General features: G+C 67.1%; 20 protein-coding genes and 2 tRNA genes. 10 read left to right on the plus strand and 12 right to left on the minus strand.

The window, feature by feature from the left end:
• Genes L687_RS39410 through pknB form a run of 3 tightly spaced genes read left to right on the plus strand, consistent with a single transcriptional unit; the run spans window position 1 to window position 4922 of the window.
• The gene (locus L687_RS39410) at window positions 1-1455 is read left to right on the plus strand and encodes a peptidoglycan D,D-transpeptidase FtsI family protein (RefSeq protein ID WP_021201359.1); all 1455 of its coding nucleotides are present in this window, start codon (window positions 1-3) and stop codon (window positions 1453-1455) included.
• On the plus strand, window positions 1452-3188 hold the full coding sequence (locus L687_RS39415) for a protein kinase domain-containing protein (protein WP_031208170.1): 1737 nt from the start codon (window positions 1452-1454) through the stop codon (window positions 3186-3188). The genes L687_RS39410 and L687_RS39415 overlap by 4 nt, the downstream gene beginning before the upstream one ends.
• A 45-nt stretch (window positions 3189-3233) precedes the next feature.
• Complete coding sequence (pknB, locus tag L687_RS39420) at window positions 3234-4922, plus strand: Stk1 family PASTA domain-containing Ser/Thr kinase (protein WP_031208171.1); 1689 nt, start codon at window positions 3234-3236, stop codon at window positions 4920-4922.
• A 33-nt stretch (window positions 4923-4955) separates the two neighbouring features.
• On the opposite strand, the gene L687_RS39425 is transcribed toward pknB, so the two are convergent.
• Genes L687_RS39425 through L687_RS39435 form a run of 3 tightly spaced genes read right to left on the minus strand, consistent with a single transcriptional unit; the run spans window position 4956 to window position 6563 of the window.
• Window positions 4956-5588 carry an anthranilate synthase component II gene (locus L687_RS39425; protein ID WP_021201362.1) on the minus strand — a complete coding sequence of 211 codons (633 nt, stop codon included), beginning with the start codon at window positions 5586-5588 and terminating at the stop codon, window positions 4956-4958.
• A complete protein-coding gene (locus tag L687_RS42930; RefSeq protein WP_021201363.1) occupies window positions 5585-5740 on the minus strand; it encodes a hypothetical protein in 156 nt (51 codons plus the stop codon). The genes L687_RS39425 and L687_RS42930 overlap by 4 nt, the downstream gene beginning before the upstream one ends.
• 28 nt (window positions 5741-5768) lie before the next feature.
• Window positions 5769-6563, minus strand: coding sequence for a class E sortase (locus L687_RS39435; protein ID WP_029259477.1), 795 nt, complete (start codon window positions 6561-6563; stop codon window positions 5769-5771).
• Between the two features lie 113 nt (window positions 6564-6676).
• Between L687_RS39435 and L687_RS39440 the strand changes: the two genes are divergently transcribed.
• A complete protein-coding gene (locus L687_RS39440) occupies window positions 6677-6916 on the plus strand; it encodes a cell division protein CrgA (RefSeq protein ID WP_021201365.1) in 240 nt (79 codons plus the stop codon).
• A gap of 210 nt (window positions 6917-7126) precedes the next feature.
• On the opposite strand, the gene L687_RS39445 is transcribed toward L687_RS39440, so the two are convergent.
• Both L687_RS39445 and L687_RS39450 read right to left on the minus strand, forming a co-directional pair.
• Window positions 7127-8026, minus strand: a complete 900-nt coding sequence (locus L687_RS39445; RefSeq protein ID WP_021201366.1) for a rhomboid family intramembrane serine protease — start codon at window positions 8024-8026, stop codon at window positions 7127-7129.
• Window positions 8027-8047: 21 nt separating this feature from the next.
• Window positions 8048-8605, minus strand: coding sequence for a peptidylprolyl isomerase (locus L687_RS39450; protein WP_021201367.1), 558 nt, complete (start codon window positions 8603-8605; stop codon window positions 8048-8050).
• A gap of 147 nt (window positions 8606-8752) precedes the next feature.
• Here L687_RS39450 and L687_RS39455 point away from each other — a divergent pair, with 147 nt between their 5' ends.
• Both L687_RS39455 and L687_RS39460 read left to right on the plus strand, forming a co-directional pair.
• Window positions 8753-9253 carry a hypothetical protein gene (locus tag L687_RS39455; protein ID WP_031208173.1) on the plus strand — a complete coding sequence of 167 codons (501 nt, stop codon included), beginning with the start codon at window positions 8753-8755 and terminating at the stop codon, window positions 9251-9253.
• Between the two features lie 56 nt (window positions 9254-9309).
• A complete protein-coding gene (locus L687_RS39460; protein WP_029259474.1) occupies window positions 9310-9765 on the plus strand; it encodes an aminoacyl-tRNA deacylase in 456 nt (151 codons plus the stop codon).
• A 24-nt stretch (window positions 9766-9789) separates the two neighbouring features.
• On the opposite strand, the gene L687_RS39465 is transcribed toward L687_RS39460, so the two are convergent.
• Window positions 9790-10212 (minus strand): NUDIX hydrolase, encoded by a 423-nt coding sequence (locus L687_RS39465; protein ID WP_021201370.1) that lies wholly within the window; start codon window positions 10210-10212, stop codon window positions 9790-9792.
• A gap of 137 nt (window positions 10213-10349) precedes the next feature.
• Here L687_RS39465 and L687_RS39470 point away from each other — a divergent pair, with 137 nt between their 5' ends.
• From L687_RS39470 to L687_RS39485, 4 genes are all read left to right on the plus strand, one after another.
• Window positions 10350-10796 carry a hypothetical protein gene (locus L687_RS39470; protein WP_021201371.1) on the plus strand — a complete coding sequence of 149 codons (447 nt, stop codon included), beginning with the start codon at window positions 10350-10352 and terminating at the stop codon, window positions 10794-10796.
• Between the two features lie 165 nt (window positions 10797-10961).
• A complete protein-coding gene (locus L687_RS39475; protein ID WP_031208175.1) occupies window positions 10962-12086 on the plus strand; it encodes a M24 family metallopeptidase in 1125 nt (374 codons plus the stop codon).
• 35 nt (window positions 12087-12121) lie between these two features.
• Entirely contained in the window at window positions 12122-12496 is a 375-nt protein-coding gene (locus L687_RS39480; protein ID WP_021201373.1) for an HNH endonuclease, read from the plus strand.
• A 30-nt stretch (window positions 12497-12526) separates the two neighbouring features.
• Window positions 12527-12988 carry a GNAT family N-acetyltransferase gene (locus L687_RS39485; protein WP_021201374.1) on the plus strand — a complete coding sequence of 154 codons (462 nt, stop codon included), beginning with the start codon at window positions 12527-12529 and terminating at the stop codon, window positions 12986-12988.
• A gap of 6 nt (window positions 12989-12994) precedes the next feature.
• On the opposite strand, the gene L687_RS42290 is transcribed toward L687_RS39485, so the two are convergent.
• The 6 genes from L687_RS42290 to L687_RS39515 form a co-directional block, all read right to left on the minus strand.
• Window positions 12995-14248 (minus strand): CDP-alcohol phosphatidyltransferase family protein, encoded by a 1254-nt coding sequence (locus tag L687_RS42290; protein ID WP_021201375.1) that lies wholly within the window; start codon window positions 14246-14248, stop codon window positions 12995-12997.
• 252 nt (window positions 14249-14500) lie between these two features.
• Window positions 14501-14573 (minus strand) — tRNA-Ala (locus L687_RS39495).
• A gap of 26 nt (window positions 14574-14599) precedes the next feature.
• Window positions 14600-14673, minus strand: a tRNA-Ile gene (locus L687_RS39500).
• A gap of 85 nt (window positions 14674-14758) precedes the next feature.
• A complete protein-coding gene (locus tag L687_RS39505; protein ID WP_029268144.1) occupies window positions 14759-15715 on the minus strand; it encodes a hypothetical protein in 957 nt (318 codons plus the stop codon).
• Complete coding sequence (locus tag L687_RS39510; protein WP_021201377.1) at window positions 15712-16401, minus strand: LuxR C-terminal-related transcriptional regulator; 690 nt, start codon at window positions 16399-16401, stop codon at window positions 15712-15714. The genes L687_RS39505 and L687_RS39510 overlap by 4 nt, the downstream gene beginning before the upstream one ends.
• Window positions 16389-17657, minus strand: coding sequence for a sensor histidine kinase (locus L687_RS39515; RefSeq protein ID WP_021201378.1), 1269 nt, complete (start codon window positions 17655-17657; stop codon window positions 16389-16391). The genes L687_RS39510 and L687_RS39515 overlap by 13 nt, the downstream gene beginning before the upstream one ends.

Consider the following 17657-nt stretch of genomic DNA (forward strand, 5'->3'; position numbering starts at 1 on the left):
ATGACCAAGGAACTCCGTCGCCTCAGCATCATCATGCTGTTCATGTTCATCGCACTGTTCGCCGCGACCAGCTGGATCCAGGTCGTGGAGGCGGATGCGCTGGCCCAGAACAGCAACAACAAGCGCACGCGCCTCGACAGCTACGAGATCCAACGCGGATCGATCATCGTCGACGGGGTCGCGATCGCCAACTCGGTGCCGAGCGACGACCGGTACCAGTTCCAGCGCGTCTACACGGATGCGGCGCTGTGGGAACCGGTCACCGGTTACTTCAACCCCGCCTTGGGCTCGAGCACCGGCATCGAGAAGGCCATGAACGCCGAGCTCTCCGGCACGGGGTCGAACGCGTTCCTCGGCGAGGTCGAGCGCATCCTCTCCGGCCAGCCGCAGCGCGGATACAGCGTCGAGCTCTCTCTGAACACCGCGGCGCAGCGAGCTGCCTACGACGCCCTCGGCGACCTCAAGGGCGCGGTCGTGGCCATGGACCCGAAAACCGGACGCATCCTCGCGATGGTCTCGACTCCCGGCTTCGACACCAACCTGATGGCGACGCATGATGCGAACGCTGCGAACGCGACCTACGATCAGCTGGTCGCCGACGCGAACAAGCCGTTGTCCAACCGGGCGATCGCCGGTGACCTGAACCCTCCCGGCTCGACGTTCAAGGTCGTGGTCGCGGCTGCCGCCTATGCGACCGGCAAATGGACTCCGGATTCCACGCTGCCCAACCCGATCGCGTATACCCTTCCCGGTTCGAGCAACCGCGTCTCCAACGCCTGGGGGGGCACGTGCGGTCCGGGTGAGACCGTCACGATCGCCGAGGCGATCCGTCTGAGCTGCAACATCCCGATGGCCGAGCTGGCCGTCGAGCTCGGTGACGACACCATCCGCGAGATGGCGGACAAGCTGGGCTTCAACCAGTCGTTCGACACGCCGCTCACGTCGACGCCGTCGAGCTACCCGCGCGGCCTCGACGACGCCCAGACCGCGCTGACCGGATTCGGTCAGGGAAAGGTCACGGCGACCCCGCTGCAGATGGCCATGGTCTCGTCCGGATTGGCGAACGACGGCATCGTGATGAACCCGCGGATGGTCGACGCCGTCATCGGCAACGACCTCTCAGTCATCAAGGCTTTCCAGGACAGTGAGTTCGGACGTGCGATGGAGGCCGATGTGGCGAACAACGTGACCGCGGCGATGGTCGCGAGCGTCGCAACGGGCGCGGCCCAGGGTGCAAGAATAGACGGGATCGACGTGGCCGGTAAGACGGGCACCGCAGAGAACGGAAACAGGCCGCACACGTTGTGGTTCACCGGCTTCGCGCCGGCGAACGACCCCGCGGTCGCAGTAGCGGTCGTCGTCGAAGACGGCGGCGGACAGGGACAATCAGGGAGCGGCGACACCATCGCGGCTCCGATTGCGAAGAAGGTCATAGAGGCGGTGCTGGGCAGATGAGGCCGACGCAGGGTGTGTCGTTCGGTGGTCGTTACGAGCTGCAGTCGCGTATCGCGATCGGTGGCATGGGCGAGGTATGGGAGGCGACGGATCACGTCATCGGACGTACCGTCGCCATCAAGATCCTCAAGGACGAGTACATGGGGGACCCCGGGTTCCTCGAGCGTTTCCGTGCCGAGGCGCGGCACGCTGCTCTCGTCAACCATGAGGGCATCGCCAGCGTGTTCGACTACGGCGAGGAGAACGGCAGCGCCTACCTCGTCATGGAACTGGTGCCGGGCGAGGCACTCTCGACCGTGCTCGAGCGCGATGGTGCGCTGAGCGCCGACAAGACTCTCGACATCGTCGCCCAGACGGCTTCCGCGCTGCAGGCAGCCCACGCGGCCGGTCTCGTGCACCGCGACATCAAGCCGGGAAACCTGCTGATCACGCCCGACGGCCGCGTCAAGATCACCGACTTCGGCATCGCCCGCATCGCCGACCAGGTGCCTCTCACCGCGACCGGCCAGGTCATGGGCACGGTGCAGTACCTCTCGCCCGAGCAGGCGTCAGGTCACCCGGCATCGCCAGCGACCGACACCTACTCGCTCGGCATCGTCGCGTACGAGTGCCTGGCGGGCAAGCGTCCTTTCACGGGCGAGTCGCAGGTGGCCATCGCGATGGCGCAGATCAACGAGCAGCCGCCGCCCCTGCCTCCGACCGTCCCGATCCCGGTGCAGAATCTGGTCATGGCGATGATCGCCAAGAAGCCCAGCGATCGTCCCTCGTCGTCCGCGACGGTGGCACGAGCGGCCCAGGCCCTTCGCCGGGGCGATCTGAACTCCGCGGCCATCGCTGTGCCGGCGATCGCGACCGGTGGTATCGCCGGCGGCGACGACGCGACCCGACTCCTGAATGCCTCCGGCGACGACGGCACCACGCGCATCCTTCCCACCACCGCTCAGCTTCCCACGGAGGAAGCCGTGGAAGAGGAGAAGAAGAAGAAGCGCAGCCCCTGGACCTGGCCGCTGATCGCTCTGATCGCGCTGCTGGTGATCGTGCTCGGCGGCACGGTGTGGGCGATGCTCGCGAACCAGGGCGGCGACGCCGACCCCACGGGGTCGCCGAGCAGCAAGCCGACCCAGACGCAGACGACTCCACCGCCGAACACCCCGACGCCGGAGGTGACGCGAGTGGATGTGACCGCCCTGAACCTGAACGGCATGGACTGCGGCGCGGCCACCTCGACGCTCAAGGGCGCCGGCTTCAACAGCGAGATCACCTGTGTCGACGGAGACCCGGCACCCAGCGATGAAGAGGTCGGAAAGGTCTACCGCGTGGCTCCCACCGGCAACGTGGAGACCACCCAGGCGATGACCCTCACGGTCTACGCCGCTCGTGCCGGTCTGCCGACCCCGACCGACGCCCCGACCATCACGGGCAACCCTGTCGCCGGCTCGACGGTGACCATCTCCTGGGGCACCGGATTCACCTGCCCCAGCGGAACCACTCTCTCCGGCTACGTCGTGTCGGTCCAGAACGGCACCTTCGTCTCGGGCGGCCCGAACTTCCAGCCGACGCAGCGCAACACGCAGGTGAAGATCGCCGACGCCGCGGGACAGCAGCTCATCGTCAGCTACCAGGGCATGTGCTCCGGCGGCGACCAGCGCACCTCCGCCGCGTCTCCGCCGCTCTCGGTGACGATCACGGCGGCCACCGACCCCGGCGATGGGAACAGCGGCACCGACGGGTAATCTGTAGTTCCAGTTCAGCAAGCGTAGTTTCCAGGGGGGTCTTCCGTGTCCACAGAGCCACAAGTCATCGCGGGTCGGTACCGCGTCGACGAGCTCATCGGGCATGGCGGAATGGCGAAGGTGTACCGCGGGTACGACCTGACGCTCGGGCGCGAGGTCGCGATCAAGATCCTCGATGCCGACCTTGCGCGCGACACCACCTTCCGTAACCGGTTCCGCCTCGAGGCCCAGGCGGCGTCGCGCATGTCGCATCCGTCGATCGTCCGCGTGTTCGACGCCGGCGACCCTTCGACGAGCGAGATCGGCTCCACGGAACCGCCGTACATCGTGATGGAGCTCGTCAAGGGCACCCTCCTCAAGGACATCATCGCCGCCGGCCCGGTGCCGGCCACCGATGCGGTCCGCTACGTCGACGGAATCCTCGAGGCGCTCGACTACTCGCACCGCGCCGGTGTCGTGCATCGCGACATCAAGCCCGGCAACGTGATGGTCACCGACAAGGGTCAGGTCAAGGTGATGGACTTCGGCATCGCCCGAGCCGTCTCCGACTCGTCGTCGACCGTCGCCGAGACCACCCAGATCATCGGGACCGCCGCCTACTTCTCACCGGAGCAGGCGAAGGGCGAACCCGTCGATGCTCGTGCCGACCTCTACTCCACCGGTGTCGTGCTGTACGAGCTGCTCACGGGGCGGCAGCCGTTCCGTGGCGAGTCGCCGGTAGCGGTCGCCTATCAGCACGTCAGCGAGACTCCCGTTCCTCCCACCGAGGTCAACGAGGACGCCCCGCGGAATCTCGACCCGATCGTGCTCCGCGCGCTCGCCAAGGACCCGTACCAGCGCTATCCGGATGCCGCGCACTTCCGCGCGGCGCTCGATTCCGCGATGACGGGAAACGCTCCGACCCGCAAGGAGCTCGGTGCGCTGACCAGCGAGCTGTACGGGGCGAGCCCGCGGCAGGCGCAGGAGACCGCGCGATCGCTTCGCCAGTTGAGCACGGACACGACCATGACCAGAACCCAGTCCGGTCCTCCGGTCGCCTGGATCTGGGCGGGCGTGGCGCTGCTCGCCGTGTTGTTGGCCTCCGTGCTGTTCTGGGTCGTCACGATCAGCATGCGGCCCACTGAGGTGTCGAGCACGTCGCGCACCATCCCCAACCTCGTCAACGTGTCTTCGGAACGGGCACAGGACGACCTCGCCGCACTCGACCTCTCATCGAAGATCGTGATCGAGACGAGCTCCGAGGTGACGGAGGGGAACGTGATCCGCACCGACCCCGAAGCGGGAGTGTCGGTGGAAGAGGGTTCCACGATCACCCTGTACGTCTCCAAGGGCGAGGAGACCGTGGTGATGCCGAAGATCGAGGGGATGGCCCTCGACGATGCCACGAAGGCCCTCACGGCGGCCGGCCTCGAACTCGGGACCGTCATCCAGCGCAACGACAAGGCCCTGGCGACGAACACGGTCATCTCCGCCAGCGAGAAGGCCGATGCGGAGTTGGATCCGGGAACCGTCGTCAATCTCGTCGTGGCCAGCGGCAAGGTCACGCTGACCGACCTCGTCGGCTGGACCGTCGATGCCGCCACGACAAACCTCGCGGACCTCGGTCTGGTCGCTGTGCCGACGGAGACCGCGGAGTGCCCCGCGACGGAGCCGACCACGGTCCACTCGATGTCGGTGGCGCCGGGTGACGTTCCGGTGGGCTCCTCGGTCCAGATCTTCTTCTGCACCGGATAGCACCGTCGGGCGTATGCCCCCGCCCGACGCTGTTCAGCGAGCCAGCGGGTGAAGTTCCTCAGCGCGCCCGACGGCGTTCGCGTCGCCGCACAGCTCCAGCCAGTTCGCCAGGAGCCGGTAGCCTCCCTCGGTCAGCACGCTCTCCGGATGGAACTGCACGCCCCAGAGGGGCTGATCGCGGTGAGCCAGAGCCATCACGGTTCCGTTCTCGGTCCAGGCGGTCACGACGACTTCGGAGGGCAGATCGGAGGCCGCCAGCGCGAGGGAGTGGTAGCGCCCGGCGTCGAACGGCGAAGGGATCCCGGCGAACAACGCGGAGCCGTCGTGCGTCACCGCCGAGACCATGCCGTGCATGAGCTCGGGCGCTGCGGCGACCGGAGCCCCGAACGCCTCGCCGATCGTCTGATGCCCGAGGCACACCCCGAGCGTCGGCACCCGCAGGCGAGCGGCGATGCGCACCGCGTCGAGCGACGCACCCGCGTCGACGGGTGCACCGGGGCCCGGAGAGAGCATCAACGCGTCGTACTCGGGAAGGATCCGCTCCAGCTGAGCCGCATCCGTGGCATCGGATTCGATGATCACCGTGTGCGCGCCGAGCTCGCTCAGGTATCCGACCAGTGTGTGCACGAAGCTGTCGTGGTTGTCGACCACGAGAACTCGCGTCATTCGACGTCGACCTCACCGGGGGCGATGATCGGGCTCACCCAGGGGAACACGTACCAGAACAGGCCATAGAGCACGGCGGCGATGACGACCACGAGGATGAGCACACGCAGCCACCACGGTCCGGGCAGCAGGCGCCAGAGTGCGGCGTACATCAGTCTTCTCCCTTATGGCGGTCCACGATCACACGGATGGCGCGGCCGGCGGGGGCGGCGGGTCGGTCAGCGCGGTCGGCGGTCCCTCGGCCCGCGGCTGGAAGCTCTCGAACACCCCGTAGGCGACGATGCGCTCCGCCAGCGAGTACAGAGGCGAGCAGGCGGTGAGGGTGATGTACTGCTCGCCGGTCTGCTGCTCCGGCATCTGCGGAACATCGGCGAGCACATCGGTCTGCGAGGGCTTCACGTACTCGAGCGTACGGAAGCGGTAGGTGTACCAGCCGTCGGGCGTCTCGACGACGATCGCGTCGTTCAGCTGCAGCTTGTCGAGTTGGTTGAACGGCTTGCCCCACGTCGTGCGGTGCCCGGCCAGGGAAAAGTTTCCGACCTCGCCGGGCATCTTGGAGTTCGTATAGATTCCGATGCCCTGTTGATCGAGCGTGCGCGCACGGCTCGTGCCCCCGAAGATCCCGAAGTTGTACTCGGCTCCGAAACGGGGGATGTGCATCTGGCCGAACCACTGCGCGTCGGCCGGGGCTGCGGGCACGGGTGGGATGTAGGTGGAGGTGCCGTCTTCGCCCTCGACGACCGGGGGGAGCGCGGGTGCCTCCGCCTGCGCGAGGGCTTGGGAGACGGCGGCACCCTCGTCGTTCTTCTGTGCACTGATGATGATGTCGCCGATCCACATCTGCCAGGCCACGAAGAGGAGAACGACCACGCCTGCCGTCAGAAGGAGCTCGCCGAGTACGCTCGCGAACGTTGCACGGGAGCGTGGTCGCTGCCGGCGCGGACGTCGCCCCCCAGGCGCGACGGATGCAGTCATGCGGTGATCATATCCGGGAACGCTGGGCGGATGCCGTGGCGTCACCGTCTCGCCCTCTGTCCCAGGGCCTGCTCGACCTCGTCCGAGACAGGTCTCATGGGTACAATGACGGAATGGCACGTGACCGCAAGACTGAAGAACCCGCCGTCGAGCGCGCTGAAGGCGACGCCGCTCCCAACGCCGTGTGGTTCAAGCCGGTGATGATCGGGTTCATGCTCCTGGGTCTCGCCTGGATCCTGGTGTTCTACATCTCTGGCATGCAGTACCCGATCCCGGGTCTCTCCAATTGGAACCTGGCGATCGGACTCGGTATCGCGCTGATCGGATTCCTGATGACCACCCGCTGGCGCTGACGCCTCACTCCTTCTTCCAGAAAGGCCCTCTCGCGATGCGAGAGGGCCTTTCTCATGTCAGCAGCGAAGTACGACTCACGTAAGGGAACGGCCCCGTTCCCGCCCCACAAGCCACCCAGAGCGAAAGTTATCCACAGCCCTCTCCACAGCCTGGGGAGAATTACACCGTTGTTATTCACAGGGGTTAACAACCCTGTTAACAACTCTGGATCAGGACAAAAGGATGAGCGGCGGCACGAACGCCACCACAACGATCAACAGGACGACCAGAGCGGAGAGCAGCACGATCTGCAGGGTGCGCTGGTCTCGTCGCTTCGTCTTGACGTAGATGAACGCCACCAGGGCTCCGATGAGCAGGCCGCCGAGATGTGCCTGCCAGGAGATCCGTCCGCCGCCGAATACCAGGCCGTAGACGAAGTTGATGCCGAGGATCACGAGAAGACCCGTGACGTTGGCACCGAGGTGTCGACCGACGATGAGTAGAGCGGCCATCATGCCGAAGATCGCGCCGGAGGCACCGACGGTCGAGGTCAGCGGCGCGAGCACCGCCACCATGACCGAGCCGCCGAGACCACTGATGAGGTAGAGAGCGAGGAAGCGAACGCGACCGAGCATGGGCTCGAGGCTCTGTCCGAGCATCCACAGGGCCAGCATGTTGAGCGCGAGGTGGATGAAGCCGCCATGGGCGAAGATCGCGGTCAGCAATCGCCAGGGCTCGAAGGGCAGCGGCGACAGGTTCGGATACAGATACGGCGCCGCGAAGAGCAGTTGGCCGGTGATCTGCTCGCCGATACCAGGGATCAGCTGCAGCAGTCCGATGAACGACGTGACCGCGAGCAGCGCGTAGGTCACCACCGGCTTGCCGCTGCGAGCCATCGCCATGCTCGCTCCACCGCTGCCGCCCCAACGACGGGCCGCCTTCTTCTGGGCCGGGGTGCGGTTCTTGCGGTCGGCGTTCATGCACTCCGGGCAGATGACGCCGACGGGCGCCTGCGTCTGGCACTCGGGGCAGATGGTGCGCATGCACCGTTGGCAGAGCACGAAGCTCTGCCGATCCGGATGCCGGTAGCAGAAGTTGTCGCGATTGCTCGTGAACTCAGGCGTGGTCATCCGGATCGGCCGCAGCTGTCGTCAGGCCGCGACGATGTCGATCGACTGCAGCACGACCGGCTCGACGGGACGGTCGCCCGCACCGGTCTGCACGGCGCCGATCGCGTCGACGACGGCCTTGGAAGCGTCATCGGCGACCTCGCCGAAGATCGTGTGCTTGCCCTGCAGCCACGGCGTCGGGTCGGTGGTGATGAAGAACTGCGAACCGTTGGTGCCCTCGGGCTTGCCGGTGATGGCGTTGCGGCGGAGACCGGCGTTGGCCATGGCGAGGATGTAGGGCTCGTTGAAGTTGAGCTCCATGTTGATCTCGTCGTCGAAGTTGTAGCCGGGGCCGCCGACGCCCTGTCCGAGCGGGTCGCCGCCCTGGATCATGAAGTTCGGGATGATGCGGTGGAAGATGACGTCCTTGTAGAGGGGTCCCTCGCCGGGCTTGCCGGTGGCGGGATCGGTCCACTCCTGGGTGCCGTCGGCGAGGCCGACGAAGTTCTTGACCGTCTTCGGGGCGTGGTCACCGAAGAGGTTGATGACGATGTCACCGTGGTTGGTGTGCAGGGTTGCGACATGAGAAGCGTGAGCCATGTCCTCATTCTCGCAGAGCTTCCGGTGAGTTGGCCGTGGTATCTACCCCTGATGAGGCGAAGAAGCAAGGGCCGGGCGATTCCCGCCCGGCTTCCAGCCTCTCGTGGCAAGATGGGGAACCCGTACTCCAATGGACAGGAGAGCATCGTGAGCCTCAGCCGCAAGCGGAAGAAGGAACTGCGTCGTCTTCAGAACGACGCGAACCAGCTCTGGGAGAACCAGCAGGTGCTCGTCGGTCACGCCGCCGATGTCGCCCGTGAGGCCGGCCGTCAGCTCGGCAACCTCAATCGTGAGCAGGTCGTGCCGGCCATCCAGGACACGTACAACCGCCGTGTCGCCCCGGTCGTCGACCGTGGCGTGAAGATCGGCAAGCACGTCGTCGACGACAAGTTCGTCCCGATCGTGGGCGGAGTTGTCGGTTCGGCACTCAGCGCGTGGGACGTCGCCAACGCCAAGCGCCACGGCGTCGCCGTGCAGGTGCGCAAGGCGACCAAGCCGCAGAAGTCGGGACCGGGCCTCGGCTCCGTCATCGCGATCATCCTCGGCGCTGCTGCGGCCGTCGGTGTGCTCTACGCCGCTTGGCAGACTCTGCGCGCCGACGATGAGCTCTGGGTCGCGGACGACCCGCTCGCCGCACCCGACGCGTGACCCCGTCTGATCCCGCCTCCGTCGCCTCCGGTGACGGAGGCGATCAGCATGCACGGGTGCGGGACGCGGCGGCCGCTCGAGGGCTCGACATCGAGATCCGTGAACGTCCCGCCGCCGGCAGCCTGTTCGAGGCGGCCGAGCTCCTCGGCATCCCTCCGTCGGGCATCGTGAAGACCCTCGTGGTGAAGCGGTCCGATGACACCTTCCTGTTCGCCCTGGTACCCGGCGGCCGCTCGATCTCCTGGCCGAAGCTGCGCGCGCTGGTCGGGGTGAACAAGTTGCGATTGCCGGAGCCCGAATTGGCGCTCGCGGCAACCGGTTACGAACGCGGAACCATCGTGCCGATCGGCAGCACCACGGACTGGCCGATCTACGCCGACGAGTCGATCGTCGGTCAGCGCATCGCCATGGGTGCGGGGGCTCACGGATACAGCCTGTTCGTCGACGCCGACGACCTGCTCGCGGCCTACGGCGCCACCGTCGCCGACATCTCCGTCCCCGAAGAGCGCTGATCCCGGGCGGCGGCGCAGCTCCTGTCAGAGGATGCCAGCCATCCGCAAGGCGATGTCGACCAGCTTGACGCGCTGCAGCTCGGCAACCGCCTTCAGGGGGAACCACTCCGCCATGTCGGTCGAGCCGCCGGTCTCGAAGCGCAGTTTGCCGCCCGTGACCTCGGCCCGATACAGGATCCGCAGGGTATGCAGCGGATCTGCAGCCTTCTGCACGCGTCGACCGGCGGGGATCACCCGCGAGTGGATGCCAAGGAGTTCACCGACCTTGACCGTGTAACCGGTCTCCTCGCGCAGCTCACGACGCACGGCATCCTCCGGAGACTCTCCCGCTTCGAGTCCGCCGCCCGGCATCGTCCATGCCACCCGGCGACCCTCGGTCCAGCGCGCCAGCAGCAACCGCCCGTCGTCATCGGTGACGACCGCGTACGCCGCCACACGCAGGTCCATGGATCACACACTATCCGTCGGCGACGACAGTCGATGACCGTGCGTCCTGCCGAGATCGATCACGAATCGAGAAGCGCATCGCCACCCGGCGTCCGTAGTGTGATCTGCACACCGGACGCACGTCGAGAGGACCGATCATGGCCGAGAAAGAGAAGAACTTCAGCGCTGAGGAACGCGAGGCCATGCAGGCCGCCGCGAAGGAGGCCCGCACCCGGCGCTCCCGCGCGAAGAAGTCCCCGGAAGAGCTTCGAGCGGCGGGAGAGGCCGACATCAAGGAGGCGATCGAGAAGCTCACTCCCGAAGACCAGGCGCTGTCGAAGAAGCTGCACGCCCTGGTCTCGGAGGTCGCCCCGGAGCTCGTACCGCGCACCTACTACGGAATGCCGGCATGGGGCCGCGACGGCAAGGTGCTCTGCTTCTTCCAGCCGGCCAGTAAATTCAAGGTGCGCTACGGCACGTTCGGGTTCGAGCCCATCTCGAACCTCGACGACGGTACCGTCTGGCCTACTGCCTACGCGGTGACCGACCTCACGAAGGCCGATCTGGAGTTCCTCGCCGAGCGCATCCGCGTCGCCATCAGCTGACCACCGCGGAGGGGGAGCGGCTGAACGACCGCGCCCCTCCGTTCAGCCGTCGATGATCTGCGGCATTGCGACCGGGGCGAGTCGCTCAGCCCCGACCGTGCGCGCGAAATGGATCGAACCACGAATCGGATGCCCTGCGAGCACCCGCGCAGTAGCGTGGAGCCCGTGAGCACATTGCCCTTCCCCGCTTCCGTGTACGCCGCCCGTCTCAGCCGTGCCGCATCCCTCGCCGCCGAGGCCGGGCTCGACGCCATCATCGTGGGCCCGGGTCCCGATCTGCAGTATCTGGTGGGCGTCGAAGGCGACACCATCGAACGACTCACTGCGCTGGTCATCGGCCCCGACGTCGCGCCGACGATCGTGGTCCCACGGATGGAGCTCGCGAAGGTGCGCACCACGGCGGTCGGAGAGCTCGCACTCGCCGTCGCGGACTGGGTCGACGGCGAAGACCCGTACGCACTGATCACCGCATCCGTCGGCACCGTATCGCGCGTCGGCGTCTCCGATGCCCTCCCCGCCCTGCACGTGATCCCGATCGGTGAGCGACTGGGTGTGCGTCTCGAACTCGCGACGCCCGTGCTCCGCGAGGGCCGCATGGTCAAGGACGCCGAGGAGATCACCGAGCTTCGCCGCGCCGGAGAGGCGATCGATGCGGTGCACCGCCGCGTGCACGAGTGGCTTCGGGCCGGACGCACCGAGCGCGCGGTCGCCGCCGACATCGCCGATGCCATCGTCGCCGAAGGACACCGCACGGTGGAGTTCGTCATCGTAGGATCCGGCCCGAACGGCGCCGATCCGCACCACGAGGTCTCGGACCGCGTGATCGAGGACGGCGACATCGTGGTGGTCGACATCGGAGGGGCAGTGCCGAGCGGCTACAACTCCGACAGCACCAGGACCTACGTCGTCGGCACTCCCGACCCCGCTGCCGCCGAGCGCATCGCGGTGCTCGTGCGCGCTCAGCAGGCAGCAGTGGACGCCGTGCGTCCTGGCGCCACCGCGGCGGAGGTGGATGCTGCGGCGCGAAACGTTCTCGCCGACGCCGGGCTGGATGAGGCGTTCCTGCACCGCACCGGCCATGGCATCGGCGTCTCGGTGCACGAGGAGCCGTACATCGCTCCGGGCAACGACATGGTGCTTCGCGAGGGCATGGCGTTCAGCATCGAGCCGGGTATCTATTTCGCCGGCTCCTGGGGTGCCCGCATCGAGGACATCGTGGTCGTGACCGCGGTCGGCGGCGAGCGGTTGAATCTCGCGCCACATGAGCTGACCTCGGTAGGCCAGGGCTGAGGCGCGTCGAGCGCTCACCGCGATAGCATCGGCCCATGCGCCGCCGTCGCAAGGTCTCTTCCGCCACCGCGTCGCCGGCGACCCGTGCCCGCTATGCCAAGCGCCGACAGAACCGGCTCGCCCGCGTCGACAACGACCTCACCGACGAGCAGTGGTACGACTTGATGGATGCCTGGGGCGGGTGCGCGTACTGCGGTGGGGACGGTGCCGCCCTGCAACGCGACTGCATCCAACCCGTGTCGCGCGGCGGCCGCTACACGCTCGAGAACGTCGTCCCGGCGTGCGCCTCGTGCAACGCGAGCAAGCACAACGACGAGGTCACCGGCTGGCTGCGGCGCAAGAAGCTCGACGAACGCACGTTCCTGGTTCGTCACGCCACGATCCTGCGGAGCCTTCGACCCGTCGAGTGAACCTCCGCACCACTTCGTTACTCTCGAGTCATGACGACGATCGCACCGATCACGACCGAGGACCGTGCCGAGTGGGACGACCTGTGGAGCGGCTATCTGTCCTTCTATGAGGAAGCCCTCGACCCCGCGACCACGGATGCCACCTTCGAACGCCTCATCGACGCCGATTCCGGCTTCCATGGCGCGCTCGCCCGCGACGAGAGCGGCACCGCAGTGGGCATCGTCCACTGGTTGACGCACCCCTCGACGTGGGCGACGACGGACTACTGCTACCTCGAAGACCTGTTCGTCGCACCCGGCGTGCGCGGTGGCGGGGTCGGCCGGGCTCTGATCGCGCACGTCCGCGCATGGGCTGAGCAGCAGGGCGCGGCGAAGCTCTACTGGCTCACGGCCGAGACGAACACCACCGCGCGCGGACTCTACGACCGCCTCGCCGCCCGCTCGGGGATGATCCACTACGAGATCGACCTCGAGACGGGCACCGAGGCCTGACGAGCTTCAGCCTTCGCGCACACTCAGCTTCTGCGTGATCATGGCACGGGCGTACTGGGACGCCGCGATGTAGTGACCGACGATCCCGATCAGGAACAGCAGGAACGACATCCCGACGATCCAGCTCAGCGACTCCAGACCCGACTCAGTCAGCGCACTGCCGAGGAGGACGCCGAGGAGTCCGACGAAGATCAGAGCCGTCCGGACCTTCCCGACCATCGTGACCGGGACTGCCGGGTCTCCTCGGAAGAAGAGCAGGGCGGCCGATCCGAGCAGGACGTCGGGGATGAGCAGCAGCACGAGCGTCTCCCACGGGATGAGATGCCCGAGCGTGAAGGCGACGGCCGTGACGACCACCGTGATCCGGTCGGCGACCGGATCGAGCCAGGTGCCGAGGGCGGAGACGCTGTTCGTCCGCCGCGCGAGCCAACCGTCGAGCCAATCCGTCAGGAAGACCAGGCCGATGACGACCAGCGCGGCCCACAGCATCCTGGCGGTGATCAGCCAGAGGAACACCGGCAGCAGGAGCAGGCGGATCCCGGTGATGAGGTTGGGCCACGTGCGCCATTCGTCTTCACGGAAGAGACGGTCGACGACGGTGGGGTGGATGGGCGCAGCATCATCGGTCGCATCGACGGCGCGTGCGAGCGACCGGGTGCGGATGAATCGCACCGCGAAGAAGACGACGACGCCGGCGACCACGACGAGGAGCAGCACGTTGCTGATCGGTCCCAGCGCTTTGGTGACGGCGTCGAGGGATGCCCTCAACAGGAACCCGACGCTGACGTAGATCGCAGCCCAGGTCGCTGCTCCGGCGAGCGAGGCGAGCAGGAACGACGGGTACCTCACCTTCGCAACGCCCGCAGCAGCCGGGGTCAACGTGCGAACGACAGGGACGAGTCGTGTGAGGAAGACGGCGATCGCACCGCGCCGGTGGAGGATCTCGACGGCCCGATCCCATCGATCGATCCCGAGTCGCTTGACCAGTTTGAGGTCACGCATGCCGACGCCGAAGTGTCGCCCGAGGAGATAGCCGACGTGGTCTCCCGCGCTTCCCGCGACGACGACCACGAGGAACATCACCACCACCGCCCAGACGTCGGAGAGCGAAGCGGAGAGGAAGACGACGATCGTCTCACCGGGCAGGAAGAAGCCGAGGCCCAAGCCGTTCTCGAGGAAGGCGAACAATCCGCCGAGGGCCCAGACCAGAGGGTCGGGAAGGGCTGATGCGGTCGTCCTCACCCATTCGAGGATGTCCATGTGTCTCCTGAGTCTTGCGAGCTGGAGCCGGCCCTGCCATGTGCGGGGGCGACATTGATCTGAAGCAGCTCAGCACGAGGCAAGCTCTACATGGGTAACACGCTACGTGAAGTATTCACTCCCTCGCGTCGTCCACCGGGACGATTCGCGTCCCCCCGTGGGCGGAGATGCACAACCAGGCAGACGCGATGGGTCGACACCCGCCTCAACAGAAGAAGCCCCCGGCCGGGGGCCGGGGGCTTCTCGATCCTGTGGAGCCTAGGAGATTCGAACTCCTGACATCCTGCTTGCAAAGCAGGCGCTCTACCAACTGAGCTAAGGCCCCGTGAGGGATTTTCTTGAGTTAAGGAGTGGGGCTACCAGGACTTGAACCTGGGACCTCTTCATTATCAGTGAAGCGCTCTAACCGCCTGAGCTATAGCCCCGTCAACCTCCAAGACTTTACCGGAGAAATACGGAAAATCCGAATCGAGGGGGAGCACCCGGGAGTGTCCTCCCCCTCGAGCGTGTTCAGCGGCCCGGTCGGATGGTCGCGGTGCCGGCCGACAGCGAGACCTCGATCGTCCTCCGCGCGCTCGAAGCCTCGTCGACCTCGGCATTCAGCGTGCCCGCGCTGATCTCCTGAGAGATCGCGTACTCCACGTCGGGAACGGTCAGATCGAGGGTGCCGGCGCTCACGTCGATCGCCGTCCGGGTCGGGGGAGCACCCGTGAGCTCGACCGTGAGATCGCCGGCGGAGACGCCGAGGTCCGCCTGGGAGACGCCGTCGAGGAGGATGTCGGCGCGGCCGGCGCTCATCTGCACATCGAGTTCCTTCGCGGCCCCTTCGACGTCGAGCGCTCCGGCGTTGACGCTGACGTCGAGCACACCGAAGTCGCCGTTCACGTCGAGGCTGCCCGCATCGAGGTTCAGGTCGGCGTCGAGTCCTGCGTCGCGAAGACTTTCCGGGAGCGTGAGCACGGCGATCTCCTCATCACCGAACCAGCCGCCGAGCCACCACCCGAAGACTCCTTGTGGACTCCGGACGACCAGCTCGTCGCCATCGCGCTCGAACGTCCACGGTGTACCGCGCCCGTTCGTGATGGCGAGTGTGGCCTCGTCGACGTCGCCGAACTCGACCCGCATGCTGCTGGCATCGGCGGCGAGGTCGATGCTGTCCAGCCCCTCGACGTCCACGCTCTGCACGGAGTCCGGACGACTCGACGACACGATGGTCCCGGCCGCCGCGGCAGCAGCCGTGCCGCCGGCCCCGAGAAGCGCGATCCCCCCGACCACCGCCGTCACCACCATGACCGCGGTCGCCCCTGGGGTGCGCCCGTTGGTCGGCGCGAAAGGAGTGGACGCGCCTGTAGAAGGCGCGGCAGGAGAGGACGGACCCGCCTGCGGGGCCGTTCCTTGGGGCGGGGAGGGCGGCGGCGGGGTGAGTGGGGCGTGCTCGCCCGGGGTGCCGTTGTTGTCGGTGGTCATCGTGCCACTCCCGTCTGGCCTGTCGGCGGCGTCGGGCCGCCGGTGTTCTCGATGTGTGCGAGGGCGGCGAGCACGCGACGGTTTCCCGCCTCGTCCTGCTCGAAGCCCAACTTCTGGAAGATGGAGGTGATGTGCTTCTCGACACTCGCCTCTGAGAGGAACAGCAGCCCCGCGATCGCCTGGTTCGACTTGCCCTCGGCGATCAGTGCGAGCACGGTGCGCTCGCGTTCCGTGAGCCGCAGCATTCGATCGTCGCGGTTGCGGCGGGTCAGCAGCTGGGCGACGACCTCGGGGTCGAGCACGGTGGCGCCCTCGGAGATCCGCTGCACCGAGGCGAGGAACTCGGAGACGTCGGCGACCCGATCCTTGAGCAGGTAGCCGAGGGGCCCACCCTGCGCCGCGATCAGATCCGACGCATACCGCTCTTCGACGTACTGCGAGAGCACCAGGATCGCGAGAGACGGATGCGTCGAGCGCAGACCGAGAGCGGCCCGGATGCCTTCATCGGTGAACGTCGGGGGGAGACGCACGTCCAGGATGCACAGGTCAGGCGCCGTGGTGGCGACGGCCCGGTCGAGACCCTCGATGTCGGGGAGGGCGGCGACCACCTCATGGCCGGCGTCTTCGAGCAGACGGACCAGGCCCTCGCGCAGGAGGACCGAGTCCTCGCAGATCAGGATGCGCACGGTACGTTCACCTCCAGGCTGGTCGGCCCGCCTTGGGGACTGTCGAGGCGGAAGGTTCCCCCTGCGGCCAGGATGCGATTCGCGATGCCGTCGAGCCCGCCGCCGGGCTGCACCTGAGCGCCGCCGATGCCGTTGTCCTCGACGCGTGCCCAGAGCGTGTTGCCCTCTCGAAGCCGCACGATCACGCGGGCTTCGCTGGCTCTCGAGTGCTTCGCCGCGTTGGTCAGCGACTCGGCGATCGAGAAGTACACGGCAGCCTCGGCCTCGCGACTGCATCGCCCGTCCATGCGCACATCCAGGTGCACGGGGATGTGCGAGCGTCCAGCGAGTGCCGACAGTGCAGCGTCGAGGCCTCTGTCATCGAGCACCGAGGCGTGGATGCCCCGAGCCAGCTGACGCAGCTCTGTGATGGCCGCCTTGGTCGAGGTGTGCGCCTCGTTGATGAGCTCCTTCGCGGCCTCGGGATCGTTGTCGATCTTCTGCTGCGCGAGGCCGAGCGTCATGCCGACCGACACGAGTCGGGGCTGGACACCGTCGTGCAGGTCGCGCTCGATGCGGGTGCGCTCCACGTCGGCTGCGCGCACGGCGCCCTCCCGCTGCGCGGTCGAGGTGCGCACGCGCTCGGTGAGCTCGGTCTCCTTGCTGCGGATCACGATCGCGAGCGAGAGCGTGCGGTGCAGCAGCGCCAAGCCGATGGTCCCGACGACGCAGGCCGCGATTCCCAAGATGCCGATCAGCGGCGCCCATGCGACAGGGATGCCTCCCCCACCGAACGGTCCCATGACCGAATCCGCCGCGGTGAGGGGAGCGAACGAGATGATGATGGACCACACCAGACCCCAGAACAGGCGGAGCACCAGCCAGCCGAGAAGCGCCGAGATGGCGAAGTTCGCGACCGCGCGCCACATGCGCCCGTCGATGGCCTGGCGGCCGAGAGCTCGCAACCAACCGACGAAGCCGGGACGGTCGCGCGGCTGCAGACGCAGCGGTGCGATCGGCGTGCGGTACAGCGCACCGACACGAGCGACTTCGAACCAGCCCACACCGTAGAGCGCGTAGACCAGTCCCACCAGCATGATGAGCCCGATACCGGCGGCGAAGAGAAGTCCGAGGCCCGTGCCGAGGAGCCCGCCGAGCATGCCGAAGATGGCACCACCGAGGATGCCGACACCTGCCAGATGCAGGATCGTGAGGAAGATGCGCAACGGCGGCTTCACCGCCGTTGCGGGAGTCGGAGTCGCAGTCTGAGTGGTCAT

The organism is Microbacterium maritypicum MF109 (assembly GCF_000455825.1).
GTDB classification, from domain to species: Bacteria; Actinomycetota; Actinomycetes; order Actinomycetales; family Microbacteriaceae; genus Microbacterium; species Microbacterium maritypicum_A.

Bases quoted from the DNA above. Each gene is read 5' to 3' on its own strand.
- L687_RS39470 (WP_021201371.1), top strand. From the start codon at position 10,350: ATGGCCGAGAAAGAGAAGAACTTCAGCGCTGAGGAACGCGAGGCCATG.
- L687_RS39465 (WP_021201370.1), bottom strand. From the start codon at position 10,212: ATGGACCTGCGTGTGGCGGCGTACGCGGTCGTCACCGATGACGACGGG.
- L687_RS39485 (WP_021201374.1), top strand. From the start codon at position 12,527: ATGACGACGATCGCACCGATCACGACCGAGGACCGTGCCGAGTGGGAC.
- L687_RS39505 (WP_029268144.1), bottom strand. From the start codon at position 15,715: ATGACCACCGACAACAACGGCACCCCGGGCGAGCACGCCCCACTCACC.
- L687_RS39445 (WP_021201366.1), bottom strand. From the start codon at position 8,026: ATGACCACGCCTGAGTTCACGAGCAATCGCGACAACTTCTGCTACCGG.
- L687_RS42290 (WP_021201375.1), bottom strand. From the start codon at position 14,248: ATGGACATCCTCGAATGGGTGAGGACGACCGCATCAGCCCTTCCCGAC.
- L687_RS39440 (WP_021201365.1), top strand. From the start codon at position 6,677: ATGGCACGTGACCGCAAGACTGAAGAACCCGCCGTCGAGCGCGCTGAA.
- L687_RS39415 (WP_031208170.1), top strand. From the start codon at position 1,452: ATGAGGCCGACGCAGGGTGTGTCGTTCGGTGGTCGTTACGAGCTGCAG.
- L687_RS39480 (WP_021201373.1), top strand. From the start codon at position 12,122: ATGCGCCGCCGTCGCAAGGTCTCTTCCGCCACCGCGTCGCCGGCGACC.
- L687_RS39515 (WP_021201378.1), bottom strand. From the start codon at position 17,657: ATGACCACTCAGACTGCGACTCCGACTCCCGCAACGGCGGTGAAGCCG.
- L687_RS42930 (WP_021201363.1), bottom strand. From the start codon at position 5,740: ATGTACGCCGCACTCTGGCGCCTGCTGCCCGGACCGTGGTGGCTGCGT.
- L687_RS39410 (WP_021201359.1), top strand. From the start codon at position 1: ATGACCAAGGAACTCCGTCGCCTCAGCATCATCATGCTGTTCATGTTC.
- L687_RS39435 (WP_029259477.1), bottom strand. From the start codon at position 6,563: ATGACTGCATCCGTCGCGCCTGGGGGGCGACGTCCGCGCCGGCAGCGA.
- L687_RS39450 (WP_021201367.1), bottom strand. From the start codon at position 8,605: ATGGCTCACGCTTCTCATGTCGCAACCCTGCACACCAACCACGGTGAC.
- L687_RS39425 (WP_021201362.1), bottom strand. From the start codon at position 5,588: ATGACGCGAGTTCTCGTGGTCGACAACCACGACAGCTTCGTGCACACA.